Raw genomic sequence first — 19,427 nt, 5'->3', positions numbered from 1 at the left:
GCTCACGCGGCCCGTGGGGGCGACTCGTGCGGTGGCAGCTCGCCGTGCCGCGAGGCTGGCCCGTCGTGTGGCGTCGGCCCTTCGGGCGGCGCGAGCCCACCGGGTGACGGGGGTGCAGGCGCAGCACCCGGCAGGACCAGCTGCTGACCCGCCGAGAGTGCTCGACCGGAGCGCTGAGCCGTCGCGATCGCGGTGTGCAACGTGTTGCGCACCGGCCGCTGCTGCGGGTCCACCCACCGCGGCGGCACGAACCACGGGACGCCGGAGTGCATCGTGATCTGCCACTCACCGGTGTGGACGGCGGTGTGGTGGGCCTGGCAGAGCAGGACGAGGTTCGCGACCTCCGTGGGGCCGCCGCGCGTCCACCAGACGACGTGGTGGGCGTCGCACCAGGACGGCGGCGCCGAGCAGCCGGGCCAGACGCACCCGCCGTCGCGGGAGGCCAGCGCCCGGCGCATCGCCCGGGTGGCGAACCGGCCGACCGCCCGCATCTCGACGACGGCCCCGTGGCGGTCGAGCAGGACGCGCTCCAGGACGGCGTCGCAGACGAGGCGCTGCAGGGCGCCGGGCCTCAGCGGACCGGTCTGCTCGCACGTCGCCGCCCCGGGGCTCGCGCCTGCTCCACCCGTGCCGCCTGAACCCGCGCCGCCAGCACCTGCGCCGCCAGCACCGGGCTCGGGCGGCGACAGCTGCTCGGGAGTGCAGTGCACCACCACCCGGGGCGGCTCGGCCGCGCGGGTGCCGACGCCGAGCGCCGAGGCGGCGAGCCGCGCCATCTCCACCTGCGCGTCCGCGTAGCGCTGCCCGGGGCTGCGCGCGTCGAGCACGCCGGGCAGCGGGGGAGCGCCGCCGTCCGCACCGCCGTCCGCGCCGCCGTCCGCACCGCCGCCCCTCGCAGCCGGGTCGCTCGGGCGCCCGGGGGCGCTCAGGTGGTCGAGCACGGCGGTGTACAGCGCCCCGCCTGCCGGGTCGAGCTGGCCGGTGACCACGACCATGCCCGTGGCGTCGACCCTGCGGCTCCAGCAGCGGCGCTCGGACGACTCCGGGTCGAGCCGGTCGTCGGGGTCGGGTACCACCGCGGCCAGCAGGTGCCGCGCCAGCGTGCGGGCCTCCGACAGGCCGAAGGAGCGCGCCTGCTCCGCGAGCAGGACGTCCACCTCGGCGCCGCGCCGGCGCACCACCGCGGCCGGCAGGTGCGTCAGGGTGCGCACCGCGACGTCCACGTGCTCGCGCGTGACCTGCCCGCTCGCCAGGGCCGCCCCGACCGCCGGGAGGTCGCCGCGGTCGGGGTCGGTGGCCCGGGCGGCGTCCACGTCGGAGCGGGCGCGCCCCGAGCCGACGCCAGCTCGCGCGTGAGGAAGGCCCTGGTCGCGGCGCCGGGGCGAGGTCCGGGTGGCTCGGCGTCGAGCGCCAGGCGCACCAGGTGCAGGTGCGCCGCCTCCAGCGCCTGCCGCGCCTCGTGCAGCGCCCGGGTCGCCGAGCGCACCTGCTTGGTGGTGAGCGAGAGCCCGGACGAGCCCAGCACCAGGCGCGCGGCCTCCAGCGCCAGGCCCCGTGCGCGCAGCACCGCGTGCTGGCCGCTCGGCTCCGTCTCGAACACGTGTACGAACCTAGCGCCTCGGGGCGGTTTTCCGCTGGCGCTCACCGCCGGTCTGTGGACGACGCACGCCACCGCTCGCGCCGCTGCACCGCACGGGCGACAGCACCCGCTCCGGCCGGGTGAACGGCGCCGGCCGTCCTTCAGCGCCGGCGCCCTCCGGCCCGACCAGCGCTGCAGGACTCGAGAGGGCCCGCCCCGCCGCCGCGACGCTCGCGCCGCTGCGGCGTCCGGCGGTCCGGCGGTGGGAGGGCACGTGCGCAGCAGCAGGGCCATCGGGGCGGCGGTCGCCGTCGTCACGGCGATCAGCGGGGTGACGGCGGCCGTCAGCGCGCCGCTGGAGGTCCAGGTCGCCACCGGCTTCGGCCCCGGCGACGGCCTGCACCGCTACGTCCTCACGTACGGCACCGACCCCCCACCGGCCGGCTCCGGCACCGACGGAGCAGCGACCCCAGCAGCGACCCCAGCAGCGACCCCAGCAGCGGCCCCGGCAGCGGCCTCGGCAGCGGCCCCGGCAGCGGCCTCGGCAGCGGACGGCGCAGCGAGCGCAGCGGCTCCTGCCGGCGCCCTCACCCTGGCGAGCGCCACCACGGCCCTCGCCTCCGCGGTCGCCAGCGCGCTGCCGGCCCCGCCCGCCGACCTGCCCCGCCTCGACGCGGCGGCGCTCACGGCCGCGCAGGACGCCCTCGGCGCCGGCGGCGAGCTGCTGCGCGACGGCGGCGTCCGCGTCTGGTACGTCACCGACGCCGGAGCCGTCGACGTCGCGCGCGGCGCCGACCACGGCGTCGTCCCGCGCGAGCGCGTGCAGCCGCTGCTCGACGCCCAGCGCCGCACCGGCCAGCCCGCCGGCCAGACCGCCGACCAGCCCGCCGGGGCCACCACCGGCACGAGCGGCACCGGCACGAGCGGCACCGACACGAGCGGCAGCACCGCCACCACCGTCGCCCCTCTCGACGGCACGACGACCGGCCCCGTCGCCGTGCGCGTCAGCGACGCCACCCTCGCCGCCCTCACCGCCCGCGCGGACATCACCACCGCCCAGCGCCTGCACGACGGCCGCGTGCTCGTCGCCGGCTCCCTCGACCTGCTCACCGCCGAGCGCCTCGACGGCGTCGTCGACGCGGACGCCTCCGTGCAGGTGCCCGTGATGGCGGACCCGGCGTCCACGATCCCCGACCCCTACTGGGCGCGGTACGGGTGGAACCTCGAGAACACCGGCGCCAACGCCCACCAGCAGCAGGCCGTCGTCGACGCGGACCTCGACGCCACCTCCGCCTGGGCCGCGGCCGACGGCCGCACGCGCGTCGTCGCCGTCCTCGACACCGGCTACGACAGCGACCACCCCGACCTGGCCGGCGCCCTGTGGACGAACCCCGCCGAGCCCTGCGGCGCGACCGACACGGACGGCAACGGCAAGGTCGGCGACTGCCACGGCTGGAACTTCTCCGCGAACAGCGCGGACGTCGACAACGGCAGCTACGGCAGCCACGGCGCCGCGGTCTCCGGCGTCGTCGGCGCGCGCGCCGGCAACGGCCACGGCACCGCCGGTGTCGCCCCGCGCGTGGCGATCATGCCGCTGGTGATCGGCAGCGGCAGCAGCGTGGACGTCGTCCTCGGCGCCCAGGCGATCCGCTACGCCGTCGACCACGGCGCCGATGTGGTCAACGCCTCCTGGGGCGGAGCGGTGAGCGGCTGGCCGCTGGCGGAGCTGCGCTCCGCCGTCGCCTACGCGGCCGAGCGCGGCGTCCTCGTGGTCGCCGCCGCGGGCAACGACGGCCAGGACCGCGATCGCTCCCTCGTCCACCCCGCGTCGCTGACCGAGGAGAACGTCGTCACGGTCGGCGCGACCACCGCCGCGGACGCCCGCAGCTCCTTCAGCGCGTACGGCGCCACGAGCGTCGACGTGTCCGCGCCCGGCACCTCGGTCTTCACGACCTGGAACGACGGCGGGTACCGGGTCGTCAGCGGCACGTCGTTCGCCGCCCCGGAGGTCGCCGCGGCCGTCGCCCTCTACCGCGAGGCGTACGCCGGCGTGCGACCGGCGCTGACCGCCGCCCAGGTCAAGGCCGCCCTCCTCCAGGACGCCGACCGCGTCGGCGCGCTCACCGGGCTCTCGGTCACGGGCGCGCGCCTGAGCCTCGCGCACCTGCCCGCGGACGCCGAGGAGGCCTTCGTCCTGTTCTCCGGCATGACCGCGACCGAGGGCACCGCGACCCCGCGCCTGGAGGTCAGCAGCACCCGCGGCACGGGCGCGTGGTCGGTGCGGCTCGGCCTGGGCATGCGGCACGAGGGCGAGGTGTGGGCCGTCGCGGACCAGCCGGTCACCCTGGACGGCGCGACCGCCACCACGGACGACGACGGCGCCGTCGCGTTCGACCTCGGCACCCGCGACCTCGGCGCGGTGACGCTGACGCCCACCACCGAGCTGCCCTCGGGCGACTACGCCCTGACCGTGCAGCTGCTCCTGGACGGCGCGCCCGTCGGCTCCCGGTGGGCCGCGCCGCTGCGGGTGGGCGCGAGCGCGCCCGCTCCGGGCCAGCCCGCGCCCGGCACCCCCGCCCCGAGCGGCTCGACGCCGAGCGGCCCTGCGCCCGGTGCCTCCGCGCCCAGCAACCCCGCTCCGGGCGCCCCGGCACCGGGCGCGCCGGGCACCAGGGCCCCCGCGCCGGGCAGCACGCCCTCGGCGCCCACCGCCGCTCCGCGACCCGGCACCGCGCCGTCCACCAGCGCCCCGACCAGCGCCCCGACCAGCGCGCCCACCGGCGGCCCGGCGCCCTCCGCCGGCGCCCCGCGGCCCGGCGCCGCGCCGTCCACGGGTCCGGCCACCACTCCGGCCCTGAGGACGCAGCCGCCGAGCGCCGCGCAGCCGGCCCCCGGCAGCAGCCCGACCGGCGGCTCGGGCACCGGCCCCGCGCCGTCCGCCCCGACCGGCCCCTCGAGCGGGACGCCGGCGCCGGGCGCGGGCAGCGCGCCGTCCCCGACGGACGGCGGGGCGCGCACGTACCCGCCGACGGGCGCGTTCCGCCTCACGGGCATCGCTCCGGCGCGGGTGCCGAGCGCAGGCGGCACCACGGTCGTCGTCACGGGGGAGGCGATCCCGGCCGGCGCGCAGGTGCGCATCGGCACCAGCGGCAGCGCGCAGGTGCTCGTGGCCACGGCGACGCAGCTGCGCTTCCTCGCCCCGGCGCACGCGCCCGGCCGCTTCGACGTCACCGTCTACGCCGGCGGCAGGGCCTCGACGCTCGTCGGGGCGCTGGAGCACACCGGCCCCGGCGGGCCCGCGGCGCCGGCCCCGACGGGCTCGCCGACCGGACCGGCGCCCGCGCCGTCCACCGCGCCGAGCACGGCCCCTCCGACGGCTCCGTCCACCGCGCCCAGCGCCGCCCTGACCAGCACCGCCCCGACCAGCACCGCCCCGACGCCGGTGACCGCCACGGGCCCCCGGGGCCAGCGGCTGGTGCGCTCGAAGGCCTTCGCCGGTCTCGGCGGCCTGTGGTCGGTGGACTGCAGCACCTCCTGCAGCGGCGTCCGGGCCTGACGCCGCCCCCTCCCCCTGTCGTGATCTTGCACGTCCGGACAGCCAGCCGTCCGGACGTGCAAGATCACCACGGGGGGAGGGGAGGGGGGAGGGGCGCGGAAGGGGAGGAGGGAGTGGTCAGCGGCTCCGCGGCGGGCTGACGAGGCGCAGTCCGGGGACGACGTCCTCGACCGGCGGGCGCGGGCGCACCCGCACCAGCTCGGCGATGGCGCCGATGTCGTCGGCCCCCGCCGATGCCACAGCCGACGCCACAGCCGACGCCACAGCCGACGCCACAGCCGGCGCCACCGCCGACCCGCCGGCCGGTCCTCCGGCCGACGCCGCAGCCGGCACCGCAGCGGGCACCGCGGCCGGGACGGCGCGCGCGGGCGGCGCCTCGTCGAGGGCCAGGCGCCGGCTCAGCATCGTGATCTGCCGCTGCAGGTCGCGGAAGCGCAGGTAGGACGTCGCCACGAACCCGAGGAACGCGACGATCAGCGCGTAGAGCAGCAGGTCGGCGCCGCGGCCGACGCCCAGCCAGGAGGCGGTCGCCGTCCACGCCTCGGGGAAGAGCACCGACAGGCCGGTCGCGGCCGTGAACCCCAGCAGCAGCAGCCGGCGGATCGCCTGGTGGCGCGGGCCGCGGTGCCCCTTGAGCAGCAGCAGCGCGGTCCCGCCGATGGCGAGCATGAGCAGCATCTTGATCAGCACGGTGACCGCCTACCGGAAGAGGAGTTCGGTGAGGATGTTGACGGAGTTCCAGACCGACTGGCCCTTGGCGCGCGAGTAGTCGGTGTAGAGGATCTCGACGGGGTGCTCGACGGTGCGCCAGCCGCCGCGGCCCACCTGCTCCACGAGCTCGCTCGCGTGCGCCATCCGGTTCTGCGTCAGGCGCAGCGAGGCGACGACGTCCCGCGAGAGGGCGCGCAGGCCGTTGTGGGCGTCCGTCATCCGCACGCCCGTCGTGGCGTTGGAGTACGCGACCCCCGCGCGCAGCACCGTGCGCTTGAGCGGTGACAGCTGCGTGCGCCCGTCGAGGAAGCGGGAGCCGAAGACGGCGTCGGCCTCCCCGGCGCGCAGCCGGGCGACCATGGCGGCGGCGTCCTCGACGCGGTGCTGCCCGTCGGCGTCGAAGGTGACGGCGTAGCGCATCAGCGGGTCGGTCAGGGCGTAGGCCAGGCCCGTCTGCAGGGCCGCGCCCTGGCCGAGGTTGATCGAGTGCCGGACGACGACCGCGCCGGCGCCCTCGGCGGCCGCGGCGGAGTCGTCGCTGCTGCCGTCGTCCACGCACACGACGCGCGGGAAGGTCTCCTTCGCCGCGGAGACGACGTCGCCGACCACGGCCGCCTCCTCGAAGAGGGGGATGACCAGCCAGGTGTCGTCCATGCCGTCCAGACGTCGCGCTCCAGGGATGACGCGAGGTTAAGGAGCGGCACCCGGCCCAGGAGACGGTTTGCGGCAACTGGTGCCGGCCACGGACGCCGAGCCACCGCAGAGCCGGCGCCGAGCCGCCACCGAGCCGCCACTGACCCGCCGCCGAGCCGCCGCCGGGCCGCCGCCGGGCCGGAGCCGACCAGGGCGAAGCGGACATCCGGCGCACTCTCGGCGAATCCCGACGAGGACATTGCGGACGGCCGGCGTGTCGATGTTTAGAAACGCCCCGGAGTGAATCCGTCGTGTGTAGCTTCCTCGCCGTGGGGATCACCGAGAGGTGTCTCCTGAGCACTGTCCGTGATACCCGGGACCCGGGCGAACGGACCGGAAGACCTGGGACCGCCGGGTCGGCCGGCGGGGACCGTCCCCTTTCCATCATGCCTTTGGAGGCTGAGTTGCACGCTCCTAAGACCATGGCGAAGCGCGCCGCAGCGGGGACGCTGGCCCTCGCGGTGTGCCTCTCCGGCGGCGTCGCCCTCGCCGGGGCCGCGAGCGCTGACGCGAACTTCAAGTTCGACCAGCGCGTCGCCGGTGCCGACCGCACCGAGACCGCCGTCAAGGCCAGCCAGGCCGCCTACCCGGCCGGCACCCAGGCCGGCGGCGTCGTCGTCGTCAACGCCTGGGCGACCGTCGACGGCCTCGCCGCCTCCTACGCGGCCGGCCTGAAGAACGCGCCGATCCTGTACACGGAGACCGACTCCACCGCCCAGATCACGCTGGACGAGATCAAGCGCCTGGGCGCCAAGAACATCTGGATCGTCGGCGGCACCACCCGCGTCTCCCAGAAGCTCGAGAACGACTGGAAGGCCGCCGGCTACACCGTCGAGCGCCTCGCCGGTGCCGACCGCTACGAGACCGCCGCCAAGGTCGCCACCGCCGGCGGCACCGCGGTGGAGAAGGTCTTCGTGGCCTCGGGCAACGCGCCGGCCGACGCGCTGGCCGTGGGCCCCATGTCCTACAAGAAGAAGTACCCGATCCTCCTCACCGAGACCGGCAGGGTGCCCGCCTCGACCGCCAAGGCCCTGGGCGACCTGGCCGAGAAGGAGCGCATCGTCGTCGGTGGCACCGCCGTCGTGGACGAGGACACCGCTCTCGCCCTCGGCGCCACCTCGCGCCTCAGCGACGTCGACCGGCAGGGCACGGCCATCAAGGTCGCCCAGCACGCCATCGAGAAGGAGGGCTTCAGCGTCGCTGACCTCGCCCTCGTCGGCGGCGGCGACAACAACGCCGCGGACGCGCTCGTCGCCGCTCCGCTCGCCGGCAAGGGCAACGGCGTCCCGCTCGTCTTCACCCGCGGCAACGCCCTCGGCCAGAGCACCACGGACTACATCAAGGCGAACTTCGCCAAGCTGACCGGCAAGGGCTGGGTCTTCGGTGGCACCGCTGCCGTGGCCCAGGCGACGGCCGAGGAGGCCACCAAGGCTGCGGTCGGCGTCGTGGTCGCTGGTTACGCCGTCGTCGACCTGAACCTGACGAACAACAAGTTCTCCTACTCGGACCCGACGACGAAGAAGGTCGTCGAGGTCACCATCGCCTCCACCGATGCCTTCTCCGTGGACGGCGCCAGCGCCTCCTTCGGCGCTTTCAAGGACGCGCTGTCGCTCGGTGACGTGGTGTCCGTCTCCAAGGACTCCGCCGGCAAGCAGACCCTGGCGCTCGCAAGCAAGACCGTCCTGGCCGGATTGGTCGGTGGGGCTGGCGCCGCGGGTGTCGACACCACCGGTGGGAACGTGGCGTTCCTCGACGCGGTGAGCGGCCTGGCCATCAGCGGCGCGATCACGTACAAGCCTACCGCCGCCGTGTACACCGTGGACGGCGTCAGCGCCACCCTGGCTGACTTCGAGGCCAACCTCAACGAGGGTGACACCATCGCCATCACCGGTGGTGATGGCACGACCGGCAAGACGCGGACCTTCGCGCTCACCAACCAGACCGTGACCGGCGTGGTCTCCGGCAACTCCTCGGGTGCTCTTACGATCGAGACCATCGCGGGCGCGAAGCTGGGCACCTACACGGCGGGCGCCAGTGACTCGGTGACCATCGATGGCGCCGCATCGGTCAACACCACCCTCGCCAGCTCCGCAACGGTGGGCGACGCAGTCACTTACAAGAAGGTGAACGGCGTCCAGACCTTCACCCTCGTCAACGCCGCTCCGGCGTCCGTCACCGGTACGTTCCAGTCCGTCAGTGGGACCAACGTGCTGACCTTCTTCACCGGCGCCGGTTCCGCGACGGGTACTGTCGACATCTCGACCGGCTACACCTACAAGGTCGACGGCTCCGTGGTGACGCTGGCAGAGTTCAAGGACGCCGCGACGGCCGGTGACGAGATCGTCTACCAGTCCGCGGACACGACCACGAACACCAAGGCCTCGATCATGCTCACGAGCAAGTCCGTGAGCGGCAAGATCGATGCTGCCACCGTCAACACCACTGCTAAGACCGCCGCCGTCCTGTTCGGAGAGACCACGACCGCGCTGGCCACTGTGAACTACAGCACGGTGATCTATGCGGGCAACACGGCCAGCACCTACTGGGTGAACGACGCCCAGAAGAGCTTCGCTCAGTTCGAGGCGGAGCTCGAGGCGATCAAGGGTCTCGGCCGGACCGGCGCACTCACGGTCGTGGACAACGGCACGACCACCGAGTTCCGGATCAAGTCCACCGTGGCGGCCGCGGCACCGGTCAGCGTGGCGAAGCCGACCGCCCCCAGCACCACGACGAGCGTGACCCTCACGTTCAACCACCCGGTGTACCTGTCGGGTGCGGCGGCTCCCAGCGACTTCGTCATCACGAAGACGACCGCCGGTGGCGCCGTGAGCAGCATCGGCTACGTCAGCGCCACCCCGACGACGCTCACGGGCGCCTCGACCTCGGTGACGCTGACCACCGCTAGCACCACCTGGGCTGCCGGTGACGTCCTGTCGGTCCAGCTGACCGACACGGGCGCGGCGAAGTGGCTCGACGTGGACGGCAAGGCTGTCACGCCGAAGACCGTTGTCGCTCCGGGTGCCTGACAGTCAGCACTGATCAGCAGTGGCTCTTCCGCGCGACCGCGCGGGAGAGCCACTGCTGTTTACAGCCCCAGGCGGCCGTGGACGGCGAGCACTAAGAAGACGTTGCATTAGTCGCTGGTGAGGTGTCGGGCGGCGATGAGGACCACGGCGAGCCGGGCCAAGGCGGTGATCGTCTTCTCGGTGCGGTCGTAGCGGAGCGCGAGGCGCTTGTAGGCCAGGAGCCAGCCGATGGTGCGCTCGAGGACCCAGCGGTGGCGTCCCAGGCGCTTCGAGGACTCGATGCCGATCCGGGCGATGCGGGCGGTGATCCCGCGCCGGCGCAGGTAGGCCCGGCAGCGGCGGTTGTCATACCCCTTGTCCCCGTGCAGCTTGATCGGCCGGCGTCGTGGATGGCCCCGGCCACCGACCTTGATCGCCGGCATGGAGTCCAGGATCGGCTCGAGGAGCACACTGTCGTGCCGGTTAGCCCCCGAGATCGCGATGTTCAGCGGCTGTCCGCTGCGGTCGACGAGCAGGTGGTACTTGGTGCCGCGTTTGCCCCGGTCAGTGGGGTTGGGGCCGATCAGCTGGCCCCCCTTTTGGCCCGCACGGAGACGCTGTCCAGGCTGCACCGAGACCAGTCCAGCTGCCCGCGCCGGGCCAGCTCGTCCAGCACCAGGCGGTGGACGTCCTCCCAGACCTCAGCGTCCTGCCACTCGCGCAGCCGCCGCCAGCACGTCCACCCTGACCCGTAGCCGAGCCCGCCGGGCAGCTTCGCCCAGCCGATGCCGGTGCGCAGGACGTAGACGATGCCCTCCAGCGCCGCGCGGTCATCGCGGCGGGGCCGCCCAGTGCGACCGTTCACCGCCGGCGGGCGCGGTGGGATCAGGGGCTCGATCAGCGCCCACAACTCATCGCTGACGGAGTCCATGGCGGGAGAAGACGCCGAGGACGACATGCCTCAACAGGCTGGACCGCCCCGAACAAGATCGCTACAGCACATCTGCAACGTCTTCTAAGGGCAGTCGCTGGCCCTTGACCGCTACCTCCGGGTGCCGGCGTCCTCGCGGGGGTGATGTAAACCGGGTGTCCATCGTCATGCAGGCGACAGGGGGCCTCGCGCGCTCGGTGCGTCGTCCTCGTCCTGCGTCAGTCGCGCAGCAGGTCTCGCAGGTCGAGGGACACCGTCACGGGGCCCGCAGCGAGCCGGGTCGAGCCGCTGTCCTCGGTGACCTGCGCGACGCGCCGGTACAGCCCCTCGGCGAGGTCGAAGGCGTCGAGGACGCGGTCTCGCGGGTCCACGATCCAGTAGTGCGGCAGCCCCGCGGCCGCGTAGCGCAGGGATTTCAGCACGAGGTCGTCGTGCCGGTTGCTGGACAGGACCTCGACCACCAGCGCCGGAGCGCCGGTGAACCGGGCGCTCTCCTCGGTGCGGGGGTGCACCATCACGTCGGGGACGAACTCGTCGGCGCCCGGCTTCCACGCCCATCCCGCCGTGACGCTCAGCGACCCGTCGGACGGCAGGGCCGCCTCCAGGAGCGCGGTCAGGCGGTAGCACACCGCCTGGTGGAGGCGGCTGGGGCTGGGGCTCATGACCAGGCGACCGTCGATGTACTCACCGCGGACGTCCTCTCCGAGGGCTTCGTACTGGGCCCAGGTCATCACCGTGCCAGGGGCGGTCGTCGGCAGGGCGGACATGCCTGGTGCCACCACCTTTCCGTCGTGCAGGAACGGTACCGCCGTCCTCGCTCGCCACCGCCTCTGCGTGACGTGGCTGAGGCCGCCAGCCCCGCCGGACGCGCGGCTCACACCCGCGCCGGCGGCTCCTCGCCGAAGCCGCCGGAACCGCCCCCCGTCCCGCCGCTGTGCTCACCGGCCGTCACGGTCAGGGCCTGCGTGGCGCCGGAGGTGTTCCCTCCGGCGGCCAGCCCGCCGACGCTCTCGCCGGTGGCCGTGCCGCCGGTGAGGACCTGGTGCTCCTCCCCGGCCGTGACGTCGGCCGAGGAGTGGACCAGCGACTGGAACTCCTGGTCCGCGGTGTACGTGGCCACGAGCTCGCCGTCGCTGGAGAGGACCTGCACCGTGGTACCTGCCGGCTGCACCTCGTCGAAGGTCACGGAGACCCACCCCTGCGCGGACGCCGCGTCGGGGGCCAGCGCCATGCCCGCGCTGCCGGCGGCGAGCAGCACCCCGCCGGTGACGTCGAAGGTGCCGTCGACGTCGACCGAGCCGTTCCCGGCCTCGCTCGGGCCGTTGACCACGACCGTGCCGCCGCTCATCGCGGCGGTGCCGTCGGAGTCCAGCCCGTCGCCGTCCGCGTCGACCACCGTGGTGCCGCCGGTGATGCTCAGCCGGCCGCCGTCGGCGACGTCGACGCCGTCGTCGGACGTCCTCAGGGCGGTGTCGCCGCCGCTGATGCCGATCGCGGCGCTCTCCAGGCCCTCGCGGGCCTCGACGGCGAGGGTGCCGCCGGCGACGGTGAGGTCGGTCTCGGCGTGCACGCCGTCGTCCGCGCTGGCCAGGCTGAGGCTGCCCTGCCGGAGGCTGACGGCGCCGTCGGAGTGGACGGCGTCGTCCGCGGCGTCGACGGTGACCGTGCCGCCGTCGACGACCACGCCGACCCCGCCCTCGAGGCCCTTGGCCGAGGCGTCCTCGGCGACGGAGGTGCCGCTGCCGCCGCCGGAGGCGACGGTGACCTCCCCGCCCGTGACGACGACGTCGGTGGCGGCCTGGACGCCGTCCGCGCCGGAGGTCACCGCGACCGCGCCGCCCGCGAGGTGCACGTAGCCGGCGGTGGGGTCCTCGACGTCGTCGGAGGTCAGGCCGTCGCCGCCGGCGGTCACGGTCACGCTGCCGCCCGGGACGACGAGGTGGTCCTCGCCGCGGATCCCGTCGTCGACGGCCGTCACGCCGAGGACGCCGGAGGCGATGACGAGGCCGTCCTCGCTCGTGATGCCGTCGTTCGCGTTGCCCTCGACGACGAGCTCCCCGGTGCCGGTGACCGTCAGGTCCGCGGCGCTGTGCAGGGCGGCGTCCGGCTCGTCCGCGGTCGAGGTCTCGCTCTCGTCGCCGTCCGCGGCGGTGTAGTCCGTGCCGTCCGCCAGGTGGTTGCGCGTGCCGTCCTCGAGGACGACGACCGCCTCGTCGGCGTTCGTCACAGCGATCGCCGAGGTGGTCGAGGAGGTGATGTCGGCGCCGTCGAGGACGAGCCTGACCGCGCCCTCGTCCTCGGTGTCGACGACGACCTGGCCGTCGGCGAGGGTGCCGCTGATCCGGTACGTGCCGGCCGCCGTGACCGTCACGGTGCCGCCCTCGACGACGACCGCGCCGGAGCCGGCCTGCGCGGAGCCGGCCTGCACGGAGCCGGCCTGGGCGGGATCGACCTGCGCGGAGTCGCCGGTCAGGGTGATCGCGACCTCCTCGGCGGCGTCCCAGGTGGCGGCCGCGCTCGTGTCGTGCGGCTGCAGGTTCGCCGCGAGCGCCTGCTCGGCGGTGGCGCCGGTGGCGGCGGCCACCTCGCTGGCGACGACGGTCTCGGTCGTGGTGCCGGTGCTGCGGGCGCTGGCTGTGGAGCAGCTGGCCAGCACGGCGATCAGCAGGACGGCGGAGACGGCGTGCCGGGTCTTCCTCGGGCGTCGCACGGCGCCTCCTCGAGTCGTGTCGGGTCCGGGCGGAACGGGGGTCTGGGCGGACCTGGGTGGGTTCACCGTGAGGGCCGGACCTGTCGGGCCCCTCGCCGCCGGCTGTGCATCTGCTGTGAGTCGCCGAGGGGCTCGGGGGGAGCTGCGCAGCGTGCGCGACCTCGCCCGCGCGGCTGCGCGCGGGCGGCGGAACACTGGCGCCGGTGACGACGGTCGTCTACGCCCCTCATCCCGACGACGAGGTGCTGCGCCTGTGCGCCCTCGTTCCCGCCGCCCGCCGGCGCGGGGACCGGCTGGTCCTCGTGGCCGTCACCGACGGCGAGGCCAGCGGCCTCGGCCCGGCGCGGGGGATGACGCCGGAGCAGGTCGCCGCCGTGCGCACCGGCGAGCAGGACGCCGCGTGGGCGGCGCTCGCCGGGCCGGGCGCGGTCGTGGTCCGCCTGCGGATGCCGGACGGCGGCGTCCGCGCGGCCTCGCTGGTCGGGCTCGCCCTCGTCCTGGACGCGCGGTGCGGACCCGGCACGACGCACTCCGCCGCCTGCCACGCCAGCGACTCCCACCGCGACCACGTCGCCGTCGCCACCGGGCTGGCGGCGTCCGGGGTGGCGGTGCTCACCGGCGCCCGGCCCGCCCCGGAGGTCCTCGACGGCTCCGGCGTCCTGGTGCTGCAGGCCGACCCGGGCGCCGCGCGGCGCGCGGACGAGGCCTACGCGCCGTTCGGTCACGCGTCCGTGCCGACCGAGTTCGCCGCCCTGCGCGCCGCCGGCCACGCCAGCCGGGTGACCGAGGACCGCGCCGGTGCGCCGCCAGAGCCGCTGCCCTCGCAGCCGGGCCCGGCCGCCCGCCCGGTCGCGGCCCCCGCGCAGCCGCGCATCGCCGGCCGCGACCGCTGGGAGACCGCCGCCCTGCTCGCGCGCGCCGTCGCCGCCGAGCGGACCGGGCGCGTCCGGCACGTCCTGCTCGCCAACGGCGACGCCGAGCGCGCCGGCGTCGACGCCCTGAGCGCCAGCTACCTGGCCGGCGCCCTGGACGCCCCGGTGCTGCTCACCGCGGCGGCGCAGCTGCCGGCGAGCACGCTCGCGAGCGCGCGGGAGCTGTTCGGCCCGGCGCCGGTCGGCGGCGCGACGCTGCACGTCATCGGCGGTCCTCCCGCCGTCCCGGCCGCGCAGCTGCGGGCGCTGGAGGAGGCCCTGCCGGGCGTGGCCGTCGTGCGCATCGGCGGGGCGGACCGCTACGAGACCGCGCGCGCCGTCGCCCTCGCGGGCGCCCGACTGCGGGGCGCGGCCACGGGGCCGGACGCCAGGTTCGCTCGCACGGTCCTGCTCGCCAGCGGCACGAGCCCGGCCGACGCGCTCGTCGCCGGCCAGGTCGCGTTCGCCGCGGACCTCCCCGTGCTCCTGACCACCGCCGCCGCCCTGCCCGGCGCCACGGCCGCCGCGCTCCGGCAGCTGGGCGCCTCGCACGTCGTCGTCCTCGGCGGGCCGGCCGTCGTCTCGGACGCCGTCCTCGCCGCCCTCGGCGCGGACGGGTACGGGGTGAGGAGGGTCGCCGGGGCCGACCGCTACGAGACCGCCGCCGCGCTGCTCGCCTGGGCGAGCGCACCGGCGAGCCGGTCGAGCGCGGCGCTCGGCGGCGCGGGCCTGGACCTCGGCTCGGCTCCCGCCGGGTACCTCGTCAGCGGCGCGAGCCTCGTCGACGCCGTCGCCGCGGCGCCGCTGGCCGGCCGGTCGCGCCGTCCGCTGCTGCCGACCCCGCCCGGCGAGCTGCACCCGGCGTCGGGGCGGTGGCTCGGGGCCTCGCGCGTCGCGTCGGTCACCGGGATCGGGAGCCCGGGCGTGCTGGCCGAGGAGCTGCTGGTCGCCGTGGACGCCGTGCTCGGGGTGAGCCCGCAGACCTGAGCGACGCCGTCCGGGGGAGGACGGCGCCGCTCAGCGGTGCGGGTGTGTCGTCAGGCGGCGTCGTCCTCGGCAGTGCCGGTCGAGGACTCGGAGGACCCGCCGGGCGCGGCTGGGCGCTCGCCGTCCCGCGGCGGGGCGGGCCGCTCGCTGGTCACATGCTCGGTGATGCGCTCCTGCAGGTCGGCCAGGCGCTCGTCGGCCTCCTCCTGGGGGAGGTCCCCGTCGGTGACGGCCTGGGCGAGGCGCTCCTGCGCGGCGGTGACGAGGGCGGCGACCAGGTCGTCCTGGGAGACCCCGTGCTCCTCGGCGACCGAGGCGAGGGTGGCGCCGTCGGCCTCCAGCGCGGTGCGCAGCTCCTCCTCGCTGACGCCGACGGCCTCGGCGGCGGTCGCCAGGACTGGCCCGCCGGGCCCGCCGGGCCCGCGGCCGCCAGGGCCACCGGGACCGCCGAGGCCGGCCTCCTCCAGGGTGGTGGCCACCTCGTCGGCCTGCTCCTGGGTGATCGAGCCGTCGGAGACCAGGCCCGAGAGGGCCTCCTCGATCCGGTCCACCTGCGAGGCGACGGCGGTCGCGGCCTCCTCCGTGCTGGTCGCGGCCAGCGCGGGGCCGGCCACCCCCAGGCCGGCCAGGGCGAGGGCGCCGGCGGCGGTCGCGGTCAGCAGCTTCGTGCGCATGGGATGAACTCCTCCGGTCCGGCCGGTCCGTCCGGCCTCCACCGAGGACGCTCGGTCCTGCGCCTGTGCAGGGGCTGTCGGGACGGTCAGCGGCGTCTGCGAACGGCGAGGACACCGCCTGGGACGGGCGCTGGCCCGCCGCGACCGTGGAGCGCGTCGAGCGCCGCGCCGTCCAGCAGGACCCCCGACCGGAGTGCGCGCTGCGGCCGTGCAACACCGTTGCCGAATGGCAAGATGGGTGCGTGGACGACTCGACGGACCGAACCCTCGACGCCGTGGGGCCGAGGCTGAGGCAGCTGCGGCAGCGCCGCGACGTCACGCTCGCCGACCTCGCGGAGGAGACCGGCATCTCCACCAGCACCCTGTCCCGGCTCGAGGCGGGTCTGCGACGCCCCACGCTGGAGCAGCTGCTCCCGCTCGCCCGCGCCTACGGGGTCACGCTCGACGAGCTCGTCGACGCCCCGCCCACCGGGAACCCCCGCATCAACCTGCGGCCCATCCCCTGCAGCGACGGCTCGGTCATCCTGCCCCTGACCCGCAGGCCCGGAGGGATCCAGGCCTACAAGTTCGTCCTGCCGACGGGGAAGGACGACGCCGAGCCCGACCTGCGCACCCACGAGGGCTACGACTGGGTCTACGTCCTCAACGGCACCCTGCGCCTCGTCCTCGCCGAGCACGACCTGGTCCTGAGGCCCGGGGAGGCCGCGGAGTTCGACACCCGCACCCCGCACTGGTTCGGCGCCACCAGCTCCGGCCCCGTCGAGTACCTCAGCCTCATCGGCAAGCAGGGCGAGCGAGCGCACGTGCGCGCGGCCCCGAGGGCCCCTGCTTCCGAGTAGGCCCGGACGAAGGCGTGCGCCGGTGCGTCATCGCTGGAGGACGCCCGGGAGGACCAGCTCGGCCCACCGGCGACGGACGTCGACGCACCGGTCGGTCGGCATGGTCGCCACGAGCAGGTGGACGTCGTCGAGGGTGGTGCCGGCCCGCACGTCTCCGCTCGCCCGCCCCGCCCTCAGGAGGCCGTCCAGCGCCCGGGTGTTCCGCGCACCTGAGGCGCACGCGGGGGACGGCGGCGCGCCGGCGCGTTGAGCGGCGGGCGTAGCGTGCGCGGGTGCGCCCGAGAGCCGCGCCCCGCCTGCTGGTCCTCCTCCTCGGTGCCGCGCTGCTCGGGTGCGCGGCCGAGCCTGGGCCCTTCGGCACCGCGGAGTGCTCCGAGCTGGACCCGGACAGCCCGCCGGTCTCCGTGACCGTGCAGGCCGAGGTCGTCGACGCGGCCGCCGCGGGCCTGGACGCGGGCGGCAGCGTCACGACGATCTCCGGCTACGCCGCCGAGGACCTGCACCGCTGCGACGTCGTCCAGGTGGCCCTGCACTTCGTCGACACCACGCGCGAGCGCGGCGTGAGCGGGAGCCTGGCCCGGGCCGCCGGGCCGGTGGTGCTCGCGAACGAGGACGGCGAGGGCCAGCTCAACGCCCTGGACTTCGAGTCCTGGTACGACTCGCTGCCGGAGGAGGTGGGCCACGGTGCCGTCGCCGGCTTCTCCGGGTGGTACGTGATGCTCGTCGACCCCGTGCCCGGCCGGTACGCCGTCGAGAGCCCCTTCACCGTCCTGCTGGTGCCGGGCGCCTCGCCGGAGGACCCGGGGGAGCAGCGCGAGGGCGTGGTCAGCGCCACCATCACCGTGCGCTGACCCGGCGCCTCGTCGTCGAGTCCGCCCGCACCGCCCGGGCCCCTGCCTATGCTCCCCGGATGGTCGTGGCGCCCCGCGAGCCCCTGTCGACGGCGCGCCCGTGAGGGTCGTGATCGCCGCGCGGCTGTTCGCGCCCGAGCCGGCCGCGGCCGCCTGGCGCCTCGCCGCGCTCGCCGGCGCCCTGCGCGAGCGCGGCCACGCCGTCGAGGTCCTCACCTCCCGGCTGCCCCGCGGCATGGGCGGCACGGCCGGCACGGCCGGCGCCGCGCCGCCGCTGGACGGCGTGCGCGTGCGCCGCTGGCCCGTGCTGCGCGACGCCAGCGGCAACGTGCGCGGCTACCTGCGCTACGCGAGCTTCGACGTCCCGCTCGCCGCGCGGCTGCTGCTGGCGCGCCGCCCGGACGTCGTGGTCGTCGAGCCGCCGCCGACCACGGGCGTCGTCGTCCGCGTCGTCGCGGGCCTGCGCCGGGTGCCCTACGTCTACTACGCCGCGGACCTGCTCTCCTACGCCGCCGCCGAGGCCGGTCTGCGCGGGCCCGCGCTGCGGCTGCTGCGGGCCGGGGAGTCGTGGGCGCTGCGCGGCGCCGCGAGCGTGCTGACGGTCTCCGACGGCTACGCCACCCGCCTGCGCGACCTCGGCGTGCCGGCCGAGCGCGTCGTCCGGGTGGGCACCGGCGTCGACACCGCCGTGCTGCGACCGGCCTCCGGCGTCCCCGACGCGGCACCGGACGACGCGGCACCGGACGACGAGCCGCCGACCCTCGTCTACGCCGGGACGATGTCGGAGGTCCACGGCGCCGGCGTCCTCGTCGAGGCCCTCGGGCGCGTGCTGCCCGAGCACCCGGGCGCCCGGGCCGTCTTCTACGGCGGCGGCGTCGACGTCCCGGCCCTGCGCGCCCGCGCCGCGCAGCTGGTGCCCGGCCGCGTCACCTTCCCCGGGCTCGTCGCGCTGGAGGAGGTCGCCGCCGCCACCCGCCGCGCGCGGGCCGGCCTGGCGTCCTCGCGCCCGGACAGCCAGTACGCCTTCGCCTTCCTCGTCAAGCCGCTGGCCGCCACCGCGTGCGGCACGCCGGTGCTCTACGCCGGGGCCGGGCCGGTGGCCGACCTCGTGCGCGAGCACCGCCTCGGCTGGGCGGTGCCGTGGGACGTCGACGCGGTCGCCGCGGCGCTGCGCGAGGCGCTGGCGGGCCGCCCCTCCCCGCAGGAGCGGGCGCGCCTGGCGGCGTGGACGGACGAGCGCTACTCGCTGCGCGCGGTCGGCGCCCGCGCCGCGGACGCCGTCGCTGACGCCGTCGCTGACGCCGTCGCCGCGGCGCGCCGTCAGGCCGGATCGAGTCCGAGGTGGTCGACGAAGGGCTGGAAGTCGTGGTCGGCGAAGAGGAGCTGGTGGCCTCCGGCGATGCACGCCGCCGCGATGACCACGTCGACGGTCCTGCGGACGGTCACGCCGCGGCGGCGCAGCGTCCGGTAGGCATCGGCGCTGCGCAGCGCCGCCGGGACGCCCAGCATCTCGACCACGGGGAGATCACATCGCCTGCAGCGACGGACTCCACGCCCAGAGGGCCGTCCAGGACGTCCGTCTGCCGCGTCGGAACGCCGTTGAAGTCGTCGATCCAGACGCTCGAGTCGACGACGATCACGGCGCGTCGACTCGCGACCCCTCCAGGTCGCCCTCCCGGGCCACCCCGCCCCGCAGCTCGCGGACCGTCCTCTGCCGGTGCAGGCGCACCAGGGCCTCCAGACCGAGTCGGACCGCCTCCTCCTTGGTCGCTGCTCCCGTGGCCTCCAGCGCGGCCCGCATCAGGTCGTCGTCGATCTCGATGTCGGTGCGCATCGCCCGCCTCCGTGTGTATCGAACGGTGTGATCGTGCACATCACCGGTGCTCGACGCCGCTCCGTCCACCGGACGCGCTCCCGGACCCGACGCGGTGCCGGCTTCGCCCGAACCGGACACCGACCCTCGCAGCCCGCCGTAGCGTG

The 19,427-nt window shown here is 75.9% G+C and carries 15 protein-coding genes and 2 pseudogenes; 6 read left to right on the top strand and 11 right to left on the bottom strand.

Translation table 11 applies throughout. The features are described 5' to 3' along the window. Positions 1-2: 2 nt before the first annotated feature. Both BLS82_RS02760 and BLS82_RS15555 read right to left on the bottom strand, forming a co-directional pair. On the bottom strand, positions 3-1,313 hold the full coding sequence (locus BLS82_RS02760; protein WP_092861362.1) for an HNH endonuclease signature motif containing protein: 1,311 nt from the start codon (positions 1,311-1,313) through the stop codon (positions 3-5). Next, entirely contained in the window at positions 1,199-1,600 is a 402-nt protein-coding gene (locus BLS82_RS15555; RefSeq protein ID WP_176818892.1) for a hypothetical protein, read from the bottom strand. The genes BLS82_RS02760 and BLS82_RS15555 overlap by 115 nt, the downstream gene beginning before the upstream one ends. A gap of 253 nt (positions 1,601-1,853) precedes the next feature. Here BLS82_RS15555 and BLS82_RS16570 point away from each other — a divergent pair, with 253 nt between their 5' ends. Beyond that, positions 1,854-5,135, top strand: coding sequence for a S8 family peptidase (locus BLS82_RS16570; RefSeq protein ID WP_092861360.1), 3,282 nt, complete (start codon positions 1,854-1,856; stop codon positions 5,133-5,135). A gap of 117 nt (positions 5,136-5,252) precedes the next feature. Here BLS82_RS16570 and BLS82_RS02750 read toward each other — a convergent pair whose 3' ends face one another. Both BLS82_RS02750 and BLS82_RS02745 read right to left on the bottom strand, forming a co-directional pair. Further along, positions 5,253-5,825 carry a DUF2304 domain-containing protein gene (locus BLS82_RS02750; protein ID WP_218123470.1) on the bottom strand — a complete coding sequence of 191 codons (573 nt, stop codon included), beginning with the start codon at positions 5,823-5,825 and terminating at the stop codon, positions 5,253-5,255. Positions 5,826-5,834: 9 nt separating this feature from the next. After that, positions 5,835-6,500 (bottom strand): glycosyltransferase family 2 protein, encoded by a 666-nt coding sequence (locus tag BLS82_RS02745; protein WP_092861358.1) that lies wholly within the window; start codon positions 6,498-6,500, stop codon positions 5,835-5,837. Positions 6,501-6,961: 461 nt separating this feature from the next. Between BLS82_RS02745 and BLS82_RS02740 the strand changes: the two genes are divergently transcribed. Continuing rightward, positions 6,962-9,565, top strand: a complete 2,604-nt coding sequence (locus BLS82_RS02740) for a cell wall-binding repeat-containing protein (RefSeq protein ID WP_176818891.1) — start codon at positions 6,962-6,964, stop codon at positions 9,563-9,565. A gap of 107 nt (positions 9,566-9,672) precedes the next feature. Here BLS82_RS02740 and BLS82_RS02735 read toward each other — a convergent pair. The 3 genes from BLS82_RS02735 to BLS82_RS02725 all read right to left on the bottom strand — a co-directional run bounded on the left by BLS82_RS02735 (position 9,673) and on the right by BLS82_RS02725 (position 13,185). After that, positions 9,673-10,502, bottom strand: a protein-coding gene (locus tag BLS82_RS02735; RefSeq protein ID WP_092861354.1) for an IS5 family transposase whose coding sequence is annotated in 2 segments (ribosomal slippage) — positions 9,673-10,145 and positions 10,145-10,502 — 831 coding nt in all. Because the reading frame shifts where the segments join, the coding sequence is not laid out codon by codon here. A gap of 191 nt (positions 10,503-10,693) precedes the next feature. Then, on the bottom strand, positions 10,694-11,242 hold the full coding sequence (locus BLS82_RS02730; protein ID WP_092861352.1) for a Uma2 family endonuclease: 549 nt from the start codon (positions 11,240-11,242) through the stop codon (positions 10,694-10,696). A 107-nt stretch (positions 11,243-11,349) separates the two neighbouring features. Next, positions 11,350-13,185, bottom strand: coding sequence for a carbohydrate-binding domain-containing protein (locus BLS82_RS02725; protein ID WP_092861350.1), 1,836 nt, complete (start codon positions 13,183-13,185; stop codon positions 11,350-11,352). Between the two features lie 203 nt (positions 13,186-13,388). On the opposite strand from BLS82_RS02725, the gene BLS82_RS02720 reads away from it, so the two are divergent. Beyond that, the gene (locus BLS82_RS02720) at positions 13,389-15,083 is read left to right on the top strand and encodes a cell wall-binding repeat-containing protein (protein ID WP_143028724.1); all 1,695 of its coding nucleotides are present in this window, start codon (positions 13,389-13,391) and stop codon (positions 15,081-15,083) included. Between the two features lie 50 nt (positions 15,084-15,133). On the opposite strand, the gene BLS82_RS02715 is transcribed toward BLS82_RS02720, so the two are convergent. Next, on the bottom strand, positions 15,134-15,757 hold the full coding sequence (locus BLS82_RS02715; RefSeq protein ID WP_092861346.1) for a hypothetical protein: 624 nt from the start codon (positions 15,755-15,757) through the stop codon (positions 15,134-15,136). Positions 15,758-15,999: 242 nt separating this feature from the next. Here BLS82_RS02715 and BLS82_RS02710 point away from each other — a divergent pair, with 242 nt between their 5' ends. Then, positions 16,000-16,596 carry a helix-turn-helix domain-containing protein gene (locus BLS82_RS02710; RefSeq protein ID WP_092861344.1) on the top strand — a complete coding sequence of 199 codons (597 nt, stop codon included), beginning with the start codon at positions 16,000-16,002 and terminating at the stop codon, positions 16,594-16,596. Positions 16,597-16,623: 27 nt separating this feature from the next. Here BLS82_RS02710 and BLS82_RS16245 read toward each other — a convergent pair whose 3' ends face one another. After that, positions 16,624-16,746, bottom strand: coding sequence for a hypothetical protein (locus tag BLS82_RS16245; RefSeq protein ID WP_255378062.1), 123 nt, complete (start codon positions 16,744-16,746; stop codon positions 16,624-16,626). 122 nt (positions 16,747-16,868) lie between these two features. On the opposite strand from BLS82_RS16245, the gene BLS82_RS02705 reads away from it, so the two are divergent. Both BLS82_RS02705 and BLS82_RS02700 read left to right on the top strand, forming a co-directional pair. After that, positions 16,869-17,447 (top strand): hypothetical protein, encoded by a 579-nt coding sequence (locus BLS82_RS02705; RefSeq protein ID WP_092861342.1) that lies wholly within the window; start codon positions 16,869-16,871, stop codon positions 17,445-17,447. Between the two features lie 100 nt (positions 17,448-17,547). Continuing rightward, positions 17,548-18,639: pseudogene (locus tag BLS82_RS02700) on the top strand (glycosyltransferase); the annotation flags it as partial. 128 nt (positions 18,640-18,767) lie between these two features. On the opposite strand, the pseudogene BLS82_RS16685 reads toward BLS82_RS02700, so the two are convergent. Together BLS82_RS16685 and BLS82_RS02690 are read right to left on the bottom strand one after the other, a co-directional pair. Further along, positions 18,768-19,087: pseudogene (locus BLS82_RS16685) on the bottom strand (VapC toxin family PIN domain ribonuclease). Continuing rightward, positions 19,084-19,281, bottom strand: coding sequence for a type II toxin-antitoxin system VapB family antitoxin (locus tag BLS82_RS02690; RefSeq protein ID WP_092861340.1), 198 nt, complete (start codon positions 19,279-19,281; stop codon positions 19,084-19,086). Before BLS82_RS02690 ends, BLS82_RS16685 begins: the two are co-directional and overlap by 4 nt. Positions 19,282-19,427: the final 146 nt, after the last annotated feature.

Origin of the sequence: Quadrisphaera sp. DSM 44207 (assembly GCF_900101335.1) — a bacterium.
In the GTDB taxonomy this organism is placed as follows: domain Bacteria; phylum Actinomycetota; class Actinomycetes; order Actinomycetales; family Quadrisphaeraceae; genus DSM-44207.
Note: the sequence above shows the minus strand (reverse complement) of the source record. Positions and strands in the feature narration are given on the sequence as shown.

Excerpts from the sequence above, each read along its gene's own strand:
- BLS82_RS02745 (WP_092861358.1), bottom strand. The coding sequence starts at position 6,500 with ATGGACGACACCTGGCTGGTCATCCCCCTCTTCGAGGAGGCGGCCGTG.
- BLS82_RS02740 (WP_176818891.1), top strand. The coding sequence starts at position 6,962 with ATGGCGAAGCGCGCCGCAGCGGGGACGCTGGCCCTCGCGGTGTGCCTC.
- BLS82_RS02730 (WP_092861352.1), bottom strand. The coding sequence starts at position 11,242 with ATGTCCGCCCTGCCGACGACCGCCCCTGGCACGGTGATGACCTGGGCC.
- BLS82_RS02715 (WP_092861346.1), bottom strand. The coding sequence starts at position 15,757 with ATGCGCACGAAGCTGCTGACCGCGACCGCCGCCGGCGCCCTCGCCCTG.
- BLS82_RS02690 (WP_092861340.1), bottom strand. The coding sequence starts at position 19,281 with ATGCGCACCGACATCGAGATCGACGACGACCTGATGCGGGCCGCGCTG.